15 protein-coding genes and 1 tRNA gene are annotated in these 14343 nt (G+C 68.1%); 3 read left to right on the forward strand and 13 right to left on the reverse strand.

Translation table 11 applies throughout. The features are described from left to right. The first annotated feature begins 485 nt into the window (after positions 1–485). On the forward strand, positions 486–1241 hold the full coding sequence (locus tag ACWGST_RS16090; protein ID WP_452047679.1) for a hypothetical protein: 756 nt from the start codon (positions 486–488) through the stop codon (positions 1239–1241). A 416-nt stretch (positions 1242–1657) separates the two neighbouring features. Here ACWGST_RS16090 and ACWGST_RS16095 read toward each other — a convergent pair whose 3' ends face one another. From ACWGST_RS16095 to rplU, 12 genes are all read right to left on the reverse strand, one after another. Further along, on the reverse strand, positions 1658–2716 hold the full coding sequence (locus tag ACWGST_RS16095) for a tyrosine-type recombinase/integrase (RefSeq protein WP_452047680.1): 1059 nt from the start codon (positions 2714–2716) through the stop codon (positions 1658–1660). A 204-nt stretch (positions 2717–2920) separates the two neighbouring features. After that, positions 2921–3148, reverse strand: a complete 228-nt coding sequence (locus ACWGST_RS16100; protein ID WP_244853949.1) for a helix-turn-helix transcriptional regulator — start codon at positions 3146–3148, stop codon at positions 2921–2923. Between the two features lie 176 nt (positions 3149–3324). After that, positions 3325–3400 (reverse strand) — tRNA-Ala (locus tag ACWGST_RS16105). 92 nt (positions 3401–3492) lie between these two features. Beyond that, a complete protein-coding gene (rsfS, locus tag ACWGST_RS16110; protein ID WP_452047681.1) occupies positions 3493–3867 on the reverse strand; it encodes a ribosome silencing factor in 375 nt (124 codons plus the stop codon). A 35-nt stretch (positions 3868–3902) separates the two neighbouring features. Further along, positions 3903–4949 carry a hypothetical protein gene (locus tag ACWGST_RS16115; RefSeq protein WP_452047682.1) on the reverse strand — a complete coding sequence of 349 codons (1047 nt, stop codon included), beginning with the start codon at positions 4947–4949 and terminating at the stop codon, positions 3903–3905. Between the two features lie 35 nt (positions 4950–4984). Beyond that, a complete protein-coding gene (nadD, locus tag ACWGST_RS16120) occupies positions 4985–5584 on the reverse strand; it encodes a nicotinate-nucleotide adenylyltransferase (protein WP_452047683.1) in 600 nt (199 codons plus the stop codon). Between the two features lie 16 nt (positions 5585–5600). Further along, on the reverse strand, positions 5601–5837 hold the full coding sequence (locus ACWGST_RS16125) for a hypothetical protein (protein WP_452047684.1): 237 nt from the start codon (positions 5835–5837) through the stop codon (positions 5601–5603). A gap of 51 nt (positions 5838–5888) precedes the next feature. Continuing rightward, positions 5889–7157 carry a glutamate-5-semialdehyde dehydrogenase gene (locus ACWGST_RS16130; protein ID WP_452047685.1) on the reverse strand — a complete coding sequence of 423 codons (1269 nt, stop codon included), beginning with the start codon at positions 7155–7157 and terminating at the stop codon, positions 5889–5891. 31 nt (positions 7158–7188) lie between these two features. Further along, positions 7189–7986, reverse strand: coding sequence for a glutamate 5-kinase (gene proB / locus ACWGST_RS16135; protein ID WP_452047686.1), 798 nt, complete (start codon positions 7984–7986; stop codon positions 7189–7191). After that, positions 7983–9563 (reverse strand): GTPase ObgE, encoded by a 1581-nt coding sequence (obgE, locus tag ACWGST_RS16140; protein WP_452047687.1) that lies wholly within the window; start codon positions 9561–9563, stop codon positions 7983–7985. The genes proB and obgE overlap by 4 nt, the downstream gene beginning before the upstream one ends. A gap of 70 nt (positions 9564–9633) precedes the next feature. Then, positions 9634–9891 carry a 50S ribosomal protein L27 gene (gene rpmA, locus ACWGST_RS16145; RefSeq protein ID WP_056009138.1) on the reverse strand — a complete coding sequence of 86 codons (258 nt, stop codon included), beginning with the start codon at positions 9889–9891 and terminating at the stop codon, positions 9634–9636. 19 nt (positions 9892–9910) lie between these two features. Next, positions 9911–10219: a 50S ribosomal protein L21 gene (rplU, locus tag ACWGST_RS16150; protein ID WP_082600020.1), complete on the reverse strand. Its 309-nt coding sequence runs from the start codon at positions 10217–10219 to the stop codon at positions 9911–9913. A 216-nt stretch (positions 10220–10435) separates the two neighbouring features. Between rplU and ACWGST_RS16155 the strand changes: the two genes are divergently transcribed. Further along, positions 10436–10729 (forward strand): DUF4031 domain-containing protein, encoded by a 294-nt coding sequence (locus ACWGST_RS16155; RefSeq protein ID WP_452047688.1) that lies wholly within the window; start codon positions 10436–10438, stop codon positions 10727–10729. Here ACWGST_RS16155 and ACWGST_RS16160 read toward each other — a convergent pair. Then, on the reverse strand, positions 10718–13429 hold the full coding sequence (locus ACWGST_RS16160) for an Rne/Rng family ribonuclease (protein ID WP_452047689.1): 2712 nt from the start codon (positions 13427–13429) through the stop codon (positions 10718–10720). The genes ACWGST_RS16155 and ACWGST_RS16160 overlap by 12 nt on opposite strands. Positions 13430–13702: 273 nt before the next feature. Here ACWGST_RS16160 and ACWGST_RS16165 point away from each other — a divergent pair, with 273 nt between their 5' ends. Beyond that, on the forward strand, positions 13703–14329 hold the full coding sequence (locus ACWGST_RS16165) for a vitamin K epoxide reductase family protein (RefSeq protein WP_452047690.1): 627 nt from the start codon (positions 13703–13705) through the stop codon (positions 14327–14329). The last annotated feature ends 14 nt before the right edge of the window (positions 14330–14343 follow it).

Below are 14343 nucleotides of genomic sequence, written 5' to 3' on the forward strand. Positions count from 1 at the left end.
ACTCGCTCGGGTAAGGCTTAGGCACAGCAACATCCTTCCAGCCCGCCCCGAAGAGCAAGCCAACTCAGATGTCACCTACTCGTGCAGCAGACCCGGATGAGACGGCGTTGATCTCCCTACGTAGTGAGTCGTATCCAACAAAAATTATGTCAGATTCAGACCACCAGGATGACGGATACTTGCCGTTGGCAAACTCGCCCCAAGTCTTCGCAGCTCGCCCATTGAAACCATGCACGAATACGACCAAACGACGCGCCGAAGCAGTTGTTGACGGCGAACTGAAAATCTGACCCAATCCGGGCCACGCAGGCATCGGCAAGAGTTCCCGTCGGGTGGGGGCCATTGTCCAAGTATTCAGCCAGCCGTGAATGCAATCAATAGCAGCCGGACCGGACCGACTCCGTTCGCCTCATTTGGTTCGTCGTGGCGGAGACGACGCTCTTTGGACTGCTCGAAGCGTCTGTGGATCCGGGTAGCGTCGGTGCATGGAATGGTTCTTCGGCTTGCTCACACCGGCGCAGTGGGACGCTCTGCGGAACTGGCTCACAGCGATCGGTGGTCTCGCCGCACTATTCATCGCGGTCATCACTTACAACGGAAACGTTCGCAACAAGCGCGAGGAGCAAGCGCGCCTCGTGTACGCGGACATCACCCGCCTCAAGCAACGCGAGGTCGGCGAGGAAGCACACGACCGAGGTGCGCTCGGGGTGAGGCAGGGCATTCATCCGGCCGCGAAGCGCGTAGCGCTCCCGCCTGACCAACGGACTGGTGAGATGCGTTCGGCGTGGATCGTCGAGCGGCCAGCCCTCGATCTCGTCGCGACGGTGCACAACCGCAGCAAGGAGTTGATCGGTCCGATCCGATTGCAGCTCACCGCTGGTGACGACGTCATTCAAGACCCGTCGGCGCGGATCGAGGCAATCGAGCCGGAGAGCGAGTATTCCGTGCAGTTCATTCTCCCGAACCCCGTCCACCCCGCGTTTCAGGTTCCGAGGGCGACGATCCTCTACCGAGACGCGAGCGGCCGTTGGTGGCGGCGCCACAGAGCCGAGCCAATCGAGCGTGTTCACAGCGATCCGGAGAACGCAGGACCGACCCCCGCTGAGCGTATCCGCATCCGCAAGCAGCAGGCCGCGATAGGCATCGCCGAAGCCGACCGCATCGCCGAACCGAGGGTATCCCTGGGGGTTCGCTGGCACCGCTTCTGGCGTCGCGCGCGAGGCAAGTCGCCACTGCCCTGAGGACGTGCTTGCGCACCCTCTCGGACGACACGAGCTAGGAACCGTCCACCGTCACAGGAGCAACGGAAGTGTCGAACTCTCAAGCCCATCGAACTCCACGTCGACAAGCTCCCTCCGAAATCTGCGGCGAAGGCTGGAGATTCGATTCCCCGCGGTCTGCCGATCATCTGCGCCGGTTGACGCCCCTGGGCGATTCTTTGAGCAGTCGAGCCGCGCCGCCCGATCTGTACCGCGAGAGTTGTCGCCTGTATCGGACGATCCGGAAGGCGTAGACTGCCGTACCGCATGAACGACGACGCCATCATTGCTTCTGAGCCAGACTGCCCGAACTGCGGCACTCGTTGCGTGTCGTCGCGTCTCGGACTGTTCGTCTGTCGGAACTGCAAGGTGCCGGTGCTGCCCAACGTCGATCTCAACTAGCGCGCACGTGCGATGCCCATCGTGACCACCTCGCTGTGCGCACGTAGAGTTCGCTGCAGCCTGCCGAGGACCATCGAGGTATCAGGCGCCTGAACAGCGCGTTTAGCGTAATACTGCTCGGTCACGCGCGAACGCTTGTGGCCGGCGAATTGCGCAGCCCCTTCGAGGCCGAGCGCGTCGGCGACCGCGGTCACCGCCGACTTGCGGAGTGCGTGCGGCACGAGCTCCTCGTCAAGCCCAGCCCACTCCCGGACTCGCCGTAGCGATCGGTGCACGTCTTGCGTGCCGCTGGGCGCGCCGGTCCGAGTGTGGAAGACGAACGCGTTGCCGCCCGATGCGATCTTGCGACGGCGGAGCATCGGTACGAGTTCGACTGGAACTGAGATGCGCCGCCAGCCGGACTCCGTCTTGAGGTAGTCCTCGTAATGCTTGGGCTGGCCTTTCGAGTCGACGATCTTGCCGGCGATCGTGATGCTTGGCCGCTCCGAGTCGAGATCTACGAATTGCCACTTGAGACCTACCGCTTCGCTCACGCGAGCGCCGGTGGCGAGGATCAGATCCACGACGTCGCCGAGCAGGTCGGATGGCCGCGGTCCCATCCGATCCTCGCGGTCCTGGTAGTCGCGTATCACCGCCCGGAAGGTCTCCAGCTCCATCGCGTCGGGCGCGTAGATCGGCTTCGGCCGCCGCTTGGCGCTCTTCACCTCGCGCGCCGGGTTCGCGATCATGAGGTCATTCATCACGGCGTATGAGCAGATCTGGCTGATCAGCGCCTTGCACGTGTCGGCCTGTCGAGGTGTCGCCCGATGAATCGTCTTATAGACCCGCAGCACTGTGCTCGCTTTGATCTCCCGAAGGGCGAGCGATCCCATCAGCGGTGCGATCTTCTTGTCGATCAGGCGCTGGTTCTCGTGCCGGGTGGTGTCACGTTGGTCCCCCGTGAACGCGACGTGCTCCATGTACTCGTGCGCGAGGTCGATGAAGAGCGAGTCCGGGGTGAGTCCGTCACCTGTCGTGCGAACAGCCTCGTACTCGTTGCCGACCTTCTCGACCAACGTGCGACGCGCGCTCGCCCTCGAGGTCGCGCGGGTGCGGAGTTTGCCGTAGCTCCCGTCGATGCGACGGAAGATGACGGTGCCGCGTACGCGACCGTCGGGCAGGTCGTGGTAGGTGATCTCCCCGTGTGAGCCGGGTTCCATTCTGCTGCGTGGCACTGCAATCGCCCTCTGTGTTCGCAGAGTCTGAAGCCATCACCGTGCTCACCGCCGGTCCGTTCGGGCCTGCAGCCAGGCCTGAACGTTCTCGCGGCTGTATCGCAGATGTTTGCCGAGCTTGGTGGCCTTCGGGCCGGTTCCCTCGAGACGCCAGTGGTAAATCGTCTCTTTGGACAGCTGCAAGTACTGCGCCAGCTCGTCGACGCTGAGGTAGTCCCCCAGCTCGTCGACGAACCGGGATGCCGGAACGGTGTGATCGGTCGATGTGCTCATACTCCTCAGGAGTGCGCATCACGCCGCATTGCTTGCTCTCTCAGGACATCGCATGTGGATGTCTGTGGAAGCCTGTCATCGTTCTGAAAAGTGACCCAAAACAGCCCCAACGGCCCGGTTTCGGCCCGTTTCAACGAAACAACCCCTGACAAATCTTACGATTCATCAGGGGTTCTTGGTGGATCTGAGGGGACTCGAACCCCTGACCCCCTGCATGCCATGCAGGTGCGCTACCAGCTGCGCCACAGACCCGTATACCTCGTTCGAGGCAACGAATTGAGCTTACACCAGCCTTCGCCTGCAGACGAAATCGAGCAACCCTCGGCCGGTGAAGCCCGCGGTGATCAGCTGTTCGCGGCGAGCAGCGGCGCCACAGGCAGCGCCGGGCAGTCGGCCCAGAGCCGTTCGAGGCCGTAGTAGAGTCGCTCCTCCTGGTGGAAGACGTGCACTACGAGGTCGCCGAAATCGAGCAGGATCCAGCGCCCGGCCTGGTGCCCTTCGCGACGCCTGGTCGGCGTGCCAGCACGGCCGAGCACCTCTTCGATCTCGTCGGCGATCGCCACGACGTTGCGCTCCGAGTTGCCGGTCACGATGAGGAACACGTCGGCGAACGGCAGCTGCCGCGAGACGTCGAGTGCGACGAGGTCGTCGCCGCCCTTCGAGTCGGCGGCCCGCGCGGCCAGCGCGAGCGTTTCAAGAGCCTGGTCGGATGCAGTCATACGCTCACTTCCGGTTGCGTTTGTGATGTCGTGGATCAGAACAATCCCGCCATGGCGCCGATGACGAGGGTGGCCACGACACCGAGTGCGAGCACTCCGGCGGTCACGGCCAGCACGAGCGGAACGTTCATGCCCTCTTTCTTCGGGGGCGCGATCATTGCGCGGGATGCGCCCTGGGTGCTGATGGCGCGGGTCGCCGCGACCGGTGCGGCGCCCGTGCCGACCTCTTCGATCTGGTCGAACAGGCGATCGACGTCAGACGAGTCGATGCGGCTCGGGTGCACACCCGTCGCACCATACGAGCGCGGCAGGTCGATCGAGCCGGTGGCGATGATCTCGCCGCTCGCCGCGAGCGGCGTGCCGCCGATCGATCCCTGGTCGGGAAGCGACGGCAGAATCAGCGCGTTCGTCGTCGTGGGAACGCCGTGGCTGACACCACCGCGCGACAGCAGCTGATCGAACGGTTCGGCGGTCTCGACGGGGGCGTTCAGCTGCGAGGTCCAGTGGCCGGTCGCCGGCGACGGCGCTGCAGAGGCGTCAGGCAGCGATGGATGCCTCGGGGTGGCCGTCGCGGGCGACGACACGGCGATGCCGGGCAGCTCGCGCGTACCGCCCGCCTGTTCGGCCTCGACGTCTTCGAGATCGAACTCGTCGAGTTGGCTGCCGTCGAGCATGGCACGCAGTTCACGGCGCGTGAGCGTGCGTTCGGGGGTCGTCGCCTCGTACCCGGGCGGTGCGCCGAACTGCGGCGCAGGCACCGGCGCGGGTGCAGCGGCAGGTCGCGGGGCGAACTGGCTCGGTTGCGGTGCCGCCGGCTGCGGCGCGGCGGGCGGCACCGTGAACGACGCAGGCGAATCGCCGTACCCGCCGGCCGGGCGCGGAGCCGAATAGGCGGGAGCCGCCTGCACGGGCGCGACGGGCATCGATTGCAGAGGCACCGGCGCAGGTGCCGGCGGCATCGCGGGCGCGGGCGCGGCGACCGGAGCAACGGGCGTCGAGGGCGCGGCGGGCACGACCTGCGCCGCGGGATCCGGGGTCGCCGAAGGCTCCTGCTGCTCCAGCAGTCGCTCGCGTTCACGCATTTCGCGGCGCGTCAGCGGCGGATCTTGCGACGACGTCATTCGACACTCCGGTAAAGATGGTGCTTGGAGATGTACTGGACGACCCCATCGGGCACCAAGTACCAAACCGGGAACCCCCGGCGCACCCTGCTCCGGCAATCGGTCGATGAGATCGCCAGTGCCGGAACTTCAAGCAAGCTTACGTCTTGCTCGGGCAATCCAGAAACAGACAGGACATGTCCCGGGCGACTCACAGCAACGAAGTGCGCGAGATCCCAGAGCTCTTGCACGTCTTTCCACGACAGGATCTGCGCGATCGCGTCGGCGCCGGTGATGAAGTACAGGTCGGCGTCGGGCCGCTCACGTCGGATGTCGCGCAGCGTGTCGATCGTGAATGTCGGCTTCTCACGGTCGATGTCGACCCGGCTCGTCGTGAAGCGCGGGTTCGAGGCCGTCGCGATCACCGTCATGAGATAGCGGTGCTCGGCTTGCGTCACATTCGACTTGTAGCTCGGCTGACCGGTCGGCACGAAGACGACCTCGTCGAGGTCGAGCGACTGCGCGACCTCGCTCGCCGCGACCAGGTGGCCGTGGTGGATCGGGTCGAACGTGCCGCCCATCACTCCGATGCGCGGCCGACGCTCCGCGACCGTCATCGCGTGCTCGCCCGCCTCAGTGACCGCCGTGCGCGTCTCCGGCGTGGCGTGCGGCGTAGGCCGCAGCCTTGGCGGCGTGGCGGTTGGCCACATCGCGGTACGAGGCGAGGACGAAGCCGAGGGCGGCGAAGATCACGAGCGCAATGAGACCGTAGACCCACGACTCCATGGGCAGCTCGCGCGCGTGCACGGTCTCAGCGACCACCGTACCGGTCTGCACCGTTGCCGTCTGCACTGCGGTGATGAGGCTCATTCGCCGTTCCTTTCGAATCCTGCGGGTCGTGCTCCAGACAGTCTAGCGAGGTCAGCCGCGCACATGTCCGGCACCGCGCACGATCCACTTCGTGCTGGTCAATTCGGGCAGCCCCATGGGCCCCCGCGCGTGCAGCTTCTGCGTCGAGATGCCGACCTCGGCGCCGAAGCCGAACTCGGCGCCGTCGGTGAAGCGGGTCGACGCGTTGACCATGACGGCGGCGGCGTCGACTTCGTTGAGAAAGCGCTCGGCGTTGCCGAGATCGTTGGTCACGATCGATTCGGTGTGCTTCGTCGAGTAACGGCGGATGTGTCGCATCGCGTCATCGAGCGAGTCCACGACGCCGACCGACATCTCGAGCGACATGTGCTCGGTGGCCCAGTCTTCGTCGGTGACGGGAGCCACCTCGGGGCGCAGCGCGCGCACGCGCTCGTCACCGTGCACGACGACGCCGGATGCTTCGAGGCGGTCCAGCACCGGAGGCAACAGGCGTTCGGCGGCGTCGACGTGCACGAGCAGGGTCTCGAGGGCGTTGCAGACGCTGGGGCGCTGGGTCTTCGCATTGTGCACGAGCTCGACCGACCAGTCTTCGCGTGCGCTCGCGTCGAGGAACATGTGCACGACCCCGGCGCCCGTTTCGATGACCGGCACCTTGGCCTCGTCGACCACCGCGCGGATGAGCCCGGCGCTGCCGCGCGGGATGAGCACGTCGACGTAATCGCGGGCCTGCATGAGGTGCCGGGCGCCGGCTCGCCCGAAGTCGTCGACGGTCTGCACGGCGTCGGCGGGCAGCCCGGCGGCGTCGAGCGCGTCGCGAAGCACCCCGACGAGCACGCGGTTGGTCTGCTCGGCGGCCGTGCCGCCGCGAAGCACCACGGCGTTGCCGCTTTTCAGCGCGAGCACGGCGATGTCGATCGTGACGTTGGGCCGCGCCTCGTAGATCGCGCCGATCACGCCGAGCGGCACGCGGATCTGGTCGATGCGCACGCCGTTCGGCAGCGAACGACCGCTGACCGTGTCGCCGACCGGGTCGGTGAGGGCGATGACCTCGCGCACCGCCTCTGCCAGGGCTGCGACGCGCCCCTCGTCGAGGGCGAGCCGGTCGAGCAGGCCGTCGCCGATCGCCGCGGCGCGTCCGGCGGCGAGGTCGAGGGCGTTCGCCGCGATGATCTCGGTCGAGCGCTCGACGAGCAACCGCGCGACCTGCTCGAGAGCGGCGTCCTTCTCGGCCGTCGAGGCGCGTGCGAGTCGACGCGACGCTTCTTTCGCGGCCGCGAGGCGGGTGTCGATCACCGAGACGTCGAGTTCGGGCTGCTCCATGACCCCAGCCTAGGCGAGCGGGGTCGCACCCTCACCCCGCGTGACGCGTCGGTGCCGCGTCGAACCAGGTGCCGATGTCGTTGCCGGCGAGCGCCTCGGCCACGAGGTGCGTCGCCGTGATCAGCACCGAGGTGCCGGCGTCGGCTGCGACACGGGCCGCGGAGACCTTCGTCTCCGCTCCCCCGGTGCCGACGCCGGCCCGGCCGACCGAGCCGATCTCGACGCCCGCCAACTCGTCGCCGTAGGCCACGTGGGCGATGCGGCTGGCACCCTCGAGATGCGGCGGCCTCGTGTAGAGCGCGTCGACGTCTGAGAGCAGCACGAGCAGGTCGGCGCCGATGAGCTCGGCGACGAGGGCCGCGAGTCGGTCGTTGTCGCCGAAACGGATCTCGTGCGTGGCGACCGTGTCGTTCTCGTTCACGATCGGCAGGATGCGGAGCGCGAGCAGTCGGTCCATCGCGCGCTGCGCGTTCGACCGGGGTGTCGCGTTCTCGAGGTCGCCGGCAGTGAGCAGTACTTGGCCGGCGAGCACGCCGTAGCGGTCGAGGCTCGTCTGGTAGCGCCACATGAGCACGTTCTGCCCGACGGCGGCGGCCGCCTGCTGGGTCGCGAGATCGGTCGGGCGACCGTCGAGGCTGAGAAAGGGAATCGCCGTCGCGATCGCTCCGGAGGAGACGAGCACGATCTCGGCGCCGTGCGCGTGGGCGGCGGCGAGGGCGTCGACCAGCGGGCCGATCTGCTCGGCGTTGTCACCGCTGATCGACGAGGACCCGACCTTGACGACGATGCGGGTGGCCGCGGGGATCTCGGCGCGGCTGCCCGGGGTCATTCTCGGCCCTCGTCGCTCGATTCCTGCTCAGGGGTGCCGGCGGGCGCGGCCGCAGCGGCTTCGGCGTCGCTCTGCTCGTCGAGCTCCGACCACATGCCGGCGGTGCGCTCTCGCTCGAGCTCGGCGCGTGCCTCGGCCTTGGCGTCCATGCGCTCGTAGTACTCGCTGCGTCGTTCGGCACGAGTGGCGCGGCGGTTCTCGTCGAGTCGGGTGTCGGTGCCGCGCGGCGCGGTGATGAGCTCGGCGGTCGAGGTGAGCGTGGGCTCCCAGTCGAAGACGACACCCTGGCCCTTGCCGATGACGACGGCCGAGCCGGCGTCTGCACCAGCCCGCACGAGGGCGTCTTCGACGCCGAGCTTCGCGAGGCGGTCGGCGAGGAAGCCGACGGCCTCGTCGTTCGTGAAGTCGGTCTGCTGCACCCACCGCTCGGGCTTCTGGCCGAGCACCCGGTAGAGGGTGCCGTAGCTGCCGCCCTCGGCGCGCACGGTGAAGCCGGGATCGGTCGCACCCTTCGGTCGCATCACGATGCGCTCGGGCACGGGGGTCGCCTCGACCTCGGCGCGGGCCGCGTCGACGAGCTCGCCGAGCGCGAAGCCGAGCTGGCGCAGGCCCTCGTGGCTGACGGTCGAGATCTCGAACACGCGGTAGCCGCGTGCTTCGAGGTCGGGGCGAACGAAGTCGGCGAGTTCGCGTGCCTCGGGCACATCGATCTTGTTGAGCGCGATGAGCTGGGGGCGCTCGAGCAGCGGCAGCTGCCCCTCGGGCACGGGGTAGGCGGCGAGCTCGGCGAGGATCACGTCGAGGTCGGTGATCGGGTCGCGGCCGGGTTCGAGCGTCGCGCAGTCGAGCACGTGCAGCAGCGCGGAGCAGCGCTCGACGTGACGGAGGAACTCGAGGCCGAGCCCCTTGCCCTCACTGGCGCCCTCGATGAGGCCCGGCACGTCGGCGACGGTGAAGCGGTGGTCGCCCGCCTGCACGACGCCGAGGTTCGGGTGCAGCGTCGTGAACGGGTAGTCGGCGATCTTCGGCCGCGCGGCCGACATGGCGGCGATGAGGCTCGACTTGCCGGCGGACGGGTAGCCGACGAGCGCGACATCGGCGATCGTCTTGAGCTCGAGCGTGATGTCGACCTCGTCGCCGAGCGTGCCGAGCAGGGCGAAGCCCGGTGCCTTGCGCTTCGTGGTCGCGAGCGCGGCGTTGCCGAGGCCGCCGAGCCCGCCGGCCGCTGCGACGAAGCGCGCGCCGGGTTGGGTGAGGTCGGCGAGTTCGACGCCGTCGTCGTTCTTGACGACCGTGCCGACGGGCACGGGCAGTTCGATGGTCTCGCCGAGCGCGCCGGAGCGATTGTCGCCCATTCCGGGCTGCCCGTTCGGCGACGAGCGGTGCGGCCGCCCGTGATAGCCGAGCAGCGTGGTGACCTGCGGGTCGGCGACGAGCACGATGTCGCCGCCGTTGCCGCCGTTGCCGCCGTCGGGGCCGGCGAGCGGCTTGAACTTCTCACGGCGAACGGAGACGCAGCCGTTCCCGCCGTGCCCGGCACGCAGGAACAACGTCACCTCATCGACGAAGCTGACCATGCTGCACTCTCCAAACCGATAAAACACGTGAGGGCGGGCCGAAGCCCGCCCTCACGATGAACTCGGTCGACTATTCGCCGACCGCCACGATGTTGACGACCTTGCGGCCGCCCTTGTTGCCGAACTGAACCGCGCCGGCCTCGAGCGCGAACAGGGTGTCGTCGCCACCGCGACCGACGCCTGCGCCCGGGTGGAAGTGCGTGCCGCGCTGGCGGACGATGATCTCGCCTGCGCCGACGACCTGGCCGCCGAAGCGCTTCACGCCGAGGCGCTGCGCGTTGGAGTCACGACCGTTGCGAGTAGAGCTCGCTCCCTTTTTGTGTGCCATTAGCTGCTCTCCTCAGGCTCTACTTGATACCGGTGACCTTGACGCGCGTGAGGTCTTGACGGTGCCCCTGGCGCTTCTTGTAGCCGGTCTTGTTCTTGAACTTCTGGATCACGATCTTCGGGCCGCGGAGGTCGTTGAGAACCTCGGCCGTGACCGTGACCTTCTCGAGCGCCTTGGCGTCGGAGGTGATCTTGTCGCCGTCGACGAGGAGCACCGCGGCGAGCGTGACGTTGCCGTCTTTGTCTGCCTTGATGCGGTCCATCGTCACGATGGTGCCGACTTCGACCTTCTCCTGCCGGCCGCCGGCGCGCACTACTGCGTAAACCACTACTCGTACCTATCTCTGGGGAGCCCTGAGGCCCCGACTGTCTGATGGGGTGTCACTGCGCGGTCGCCCCAGCGGGAAGAAGGGTGGTGACTGGCAGAAAACTGCGGGCGCACCGTGATAAGCGGTGGCACCAACGGTCGAGTTTATCGGATGTCGCGGGGCCGGTCAAACGCGCCGCACGCGGCGAGTCGCGGGTGCCGCGCGTAGGATCGGCGCATGACCGTGCTGATCGACACTCCCCTGTGGCCGAAGCACGGCACGGTCTGGGCCCACCTCGTCAGCGACGAGTCGATCGCAGAACTCCGAGAGTTCGCTGAGAGAACCGCGCTGCCGTCGAGATCGTTCGATCTCGACCACTATGACGTGCCCATCGAGCGGTACGACGAGCTCGTCGCGGCGGGCGCTGTGCCGGTCTCGCCGAGGGAGCTCGTCGAGCGGCTCCGCCGGAGCGGGCTGCGCGTCACGCCGCGTGAACGACGCGAGCGCGCAGCCCGAGACTCACTCGGCTGAGTCGGATGCCTCGGCGTCACCCGAGCCGTCGGCCCTGGTGATCACGGGCGCGGCCCCGGCCGTCGTGCTGAGCGCCGTCGTCGAGACCCGGCGGCTGCGCGAACGCCCCTCGCCGGCCTTCTTCGGCGCGGGCAGTGCGTCGAGCACCGAGTCGAGCAGCACCTCGGTCTCTGCCACCCGCGCGGGGCGCTTGCGCGACACGGGCGGAACAGGCAGGTCGAGGATCTGCGTCACCTCGGGCGCCGGGGTCGGCTCGGTCGCCGGCGAAGCGGCTTCGGGCACGACCGGCGCGGCCGTCGGAGCGGTCGACGAAGCCGCAGCGGTCGAGGCCGCTGCCGCGATCGGCGCCGTCTCGTCCGCGGGCGCGGGAGCACCTGTCGTGGCGCGGGCTGCGGCACCCTGATCTTGCGAGACGCGGCGGTGACGGCCGCGACGGCGACCGCTCGAACCCTCTGCCGGCTTCTCGCCTGCCGCGGCATCGGCCTGCTTCACGGCAGACGCGTTGCCCGCGACATCCGCCGCCGGCTCTTCGACCTTGTGCTCGGCGTGCGGAATCGTCGAGGCGGCGATCTGCGCGAGCGCGTTCTTCACGTCGTCGGTGATCGCATGCGTGCCGGTGTGCGCCGCCGGCGTCGACGGAGCCTGCGACGACTGCTGCTGGTTGCCGCCGCGGCCGCGACCGCGCCGCTCGGGCTGCGACTGCTGGGCGCTGCGGTGCTTCACGACGGGCTCGTGGTGCACGATGATGCCGCGACCGGCGCAGATCTCGCACGGCTCGCTGAACGACTCGAGGAGGCCGAGGCCGAGCTTCTTGCGGGTCATCTGCACGAGGCCGAGCGAGGTCACCTCGGCGACCTGGTGCTTCGTACGGTCGCGCGAGAGGCACTCGACGAGTCGGCGCAGCACGAGGTCGCGGTTGGACTCGAGCACCATGTCGATGAAGTCGACGACGATGATGCCGCCGATGTCGCGCAGGCGCAGCTGACGCACGATCTCTTCGGCCGCTTCGAGGTTGTTCTTCGTGACGGTCTCTTCGAGGTTGCCGCCGGAGCCGACGAACTTGCCCGTGTTGACGTCGACGACGGTCATCGCCTCGGTGCGGTCGATGACGAGCGAGCCGCCCGAGGGCAGCCAGACCTTGCGGTCGAGCGCCTTCTCGATCTGCTCGCTGATGCGGAACTCGTCGAACGAGTCGCGTTCGCCGGCGTACGCTTCGACGCGCTCGAGCAGGTCGGGCGCAACGGCGCGCAGGTACCGCTCGATGGTCTGGCGCGCTTCGTCGCCCTCGATGACCATCTTCTGGAAGTCTTCATTGAAGACGTCGCGCACGATCTTGATGAGCAGGTCGGGCTCCGAGTGCAGCAGCGCGGGCGCCTGCACCTTCTCGAGCTGGGCCGACACGTCGGCCCACTGCGCGATGAGGCGGTTGACGTCGAGCGTCAGCTGCTCTTCGGTCGCGCCCTCGGCGGCGGTGCGCACGATGACGCCCTGGTTGTCGGGCAGCACCTCTTTGAGGATCTTCTTCAGACGCGCGCGCTCGGTGTCGGGGAGCTTGCGGCTGATGCCGTTCATCGAGCCGTTGGGCACGTAGACGAGGTAGCGGCCGGGCAGCGAGACCTGGCTCGTGAGGCGGGCGCCTTTGTGGCCGACCGGGTCCTTCGTGACCTGCACGAGCACCCGGTCGCCGGGCTTCAAGGCGAGCTCGATGCGTCGCGGCTGGTTCTTCTCGCCGTTCTCGGCGGCGGCCTCCCAGTCGACCTCGCCCGAGTACAGCACGGCGTTGCGGCCGCGACCGATGTCGACGAACGCGGCCTCCATGCTCGGCAGCACGTTCTGCACGCGGCCGAGGTACACATTCCCGATGAGGGATGCGTCTTGATTGCGGGCGACGTAGTGCTCGACGAGCACGCCGTCTTCGAGCACGCCGATCTGGATGCGGCCGCCCTTCTCGCGCACGACCATCGAGCGGTCGACCGACTCGCGGCGGGCGAGGAACTCGGCCTCGGTGATCACCGCGCGGCGGCGACCGGCGTCGCGACCGTCGCGTCGGCGCTGCTTCTTGGCCTCGAGGCGCGTCGAGCCCTTGACCTTCTGCGGCTCGGTGATGAGCTCGACCTCACGGGGCTTGCGCACCTTGACGACCGTGTTGGCGGGTTCGTCGCTCGTCGAGCGGCCCTCTTCGCCGCTGCGGCGACGCGTGCGACGGCGAACCGTCGACGACTCGTCGTCGTCGCTGCCGCCGCGCTCGTCGCGGGTCTCGCCGCGACCGCCGCGCTCGTCACGACCGCCGCGGTCGTCGCGGTCGAAGCCCGCGAGCACCGGCGGGGCGTGGAAGATCAGCGACGTCGTCGTGAGCGTCGCGGGGATCGGCGAGACCGCAGCGGCATCGGTCGCGACCGGCGCAGCGGATGCCTCGGCGCCCGCCGTCTCGGCCGACTCGACATCGGCCGACTCGACATCGGCCGACACGACGCCGTCGACGTTGGCGCTGTCGACCGCCGCGTCGTCGACTGCGACGGGCGCCGCGGCATCCGTCACTGCGGAATCGACCGCCGCCGGCACCTCGACGACGGGCGTCGACCGACTGTCGGCCGCCTTCGCACGGCTCGCGCGCCGCGAGCCGAAGAGGCCGCCGCGACGCCGGGTCGGGCCGTTGCCGGCCTCGGGTTCGTTCGTGTTGTTCTCGTTGCCTTCCACCATCTCTGGTGCACTCCTACGCCGGTTCCGACGGCCGCGCCGTCGTCCCGTACTCGTCTGGAGCGGCTCCGCGCGAACGCCGAGCCGCCGAATCCTTCATTACTGCGACCGGCAGGTTGCCTTGTCGCCACGTCTTGCGGTGCGTTCACCGCCCACTCGGATGCGTTGCATCCTCAAAGCCCTCATTGGCGCCGTGCCGGGCGCGGCCCGGACGACTGCTTCGATTATCGCATGCTCTCGCAGCTCAGGCAGGAATCGGCATGCCATAATCCGAGCATGCCGGACTCCCCCAGTCGTCCAAGACCCGTCGGCCTCGCCGTCTTCCTCCTGATCGCGGGGGGCCTCGGCCTCCTCGCGGCGTTCGAACTCTCGATCGAGAAAGTGCTCTCGCTCAGTGATTCCTCGTACATCCCCTCGTGCAATGTGGGGGTGCTCGTCGGCTGCAGCACGAACCTCGCTTCGTGGCAGGGCGAGATCCTCGGATTCTCCAACCCGTTCATCGGCCTCATGGCATGGCCGGTGGTGCTCACCATCGCGGTCGCGATCCTCGCGGGGGCGACGTTCGCGCGCTGGTTCTGGGTCGCGTTCAACGTCGGCGCCGCCGGCGCGCTCGTCTTCGTCGGCTGGCTCATCTACCAGAGCATCTACATCCTCGACGTGCTCTGCCCGTGGTGCATGCTCACGTGGGCGGTCACGATCCCGATGTTCTGGGCGCTCACGCTCTACAACCTCCGCGAGGGTCATATTCCGGCGTCGGCACGCGTTCGCCGGCTCGCAGCCGCCTGGTACGGGTGGGTGCCGCTCATCACGGTCGTCTGCTACCTCGTGGTCGTGCTGCTCGCGCAGGCGCAGATGAACGCGATCCCGCGAGTGATCATCGACCTGCAGAACGCCTTCAACTGAGACGTGGATGCCGC

The sequence above is a fragment of the Agromyces sp. NPDC055520 genome, assembly GCF_053619715.1.

What these genes read in the sequence shown, in the direction of transcription:
- nadD (WP_452047683.1), bottom strand. Translation starts at nt 5,584, where the DNA reads ATGACGGTCGCGGAGCGTCGGCCGCGCATCGGAGTGATGGGCGGCACG.
- proB (WP_452047686.1), bottom strand. Translation starts at nt 7,986, where the DNA reads ATGACCCCGGGCAGCCGCGCCGAGATCCCCGCGGCCACCCGCATCGTC.
- ACWGST_RS16125 (WP_452047684.1), bottom strand. Translation starts at nt 5,837, where the DNA reads ATGAGCCTCATCACCGCAGTGCAGACGGCAACGGTGCAGACCGGTACG.
- ACWGST_RS16160 (WP_452047689.1), bottom strand. Translation starts at nt 13,429, where the DNA reads ATGGTGGAAGGCAACGAGAACAACACGAACGAACCCGAGGCCGGCAAC.
- ACWGST_RS16115 (WP_452047682.1), bottom strand. Translation starts at nt 4,949, where the DNA reads ATGCGTGAACGCGAGCGACTGCTGGAGCAGCAGGAGCCTTCGGCGACC.
- ACWGST_RS16100 (WP_244853949.1), bottom strand. Translation starts at nt 3,148, where the DNA reads ATGAGCACATCGACCGATCACACCGTTCCGGCATCCCGGTTCGTCGAC.
- ACWGST_RS16090 (WP_452047679.1), top strand. Translation starts at nt 486, where the DNA reads ATGGAATGGTTCTTCGGCTTGCTCACACCGGCGCAGTGGGACGCTCTG.
- ACWGST_RS16130 (WP_452047685.1), bottom strand. Translation starts at nt 7,157, where the DNA reads ATGGAGCAGCCCGAACTCGACGTCTCGGTGATCGACACCCGCCTCGCG.
- rpmA (WP_056009138.1), bottom strand. Translation starts at nt 9,891, where the DNA reads ATGGCACACAAAAAGGGAGCGAGCTCTACTCGCAACGGTCGTGACTCC.
- ACWGST_RS16165 (WP_452047690.1), top strand. Translation starts at nt 13,703, where the DNA reads ATGCCGGACTCCCCCAGTCGTCCAAGACCCGTCGGCCTCGCCGTCTTC.
- ACWGST_RS16155 (WP_452047688.1), top strand. Translation starts at nt 10,436, where the DNA reads ATGACCGTGCTGATCGACACTCCCCTGTGGCCGAAGCACGGCACGGTC.
- rsfS (WP_452047681.1), bottom strand. Translation starts at nt 3,867, where the DNA reads ATGACTGCATCCGACCAGGCTCTTGAAACGCTCGCGCTGGCCGCGCGG.
- obgE (WP_452047687.1), bottom strand. Translation starts at nt 9,563, where the DNA reads ATGGTCAGCTTCGTCGATGAGGTGACGTTGTTCCTGCGTGCCGGGCAC.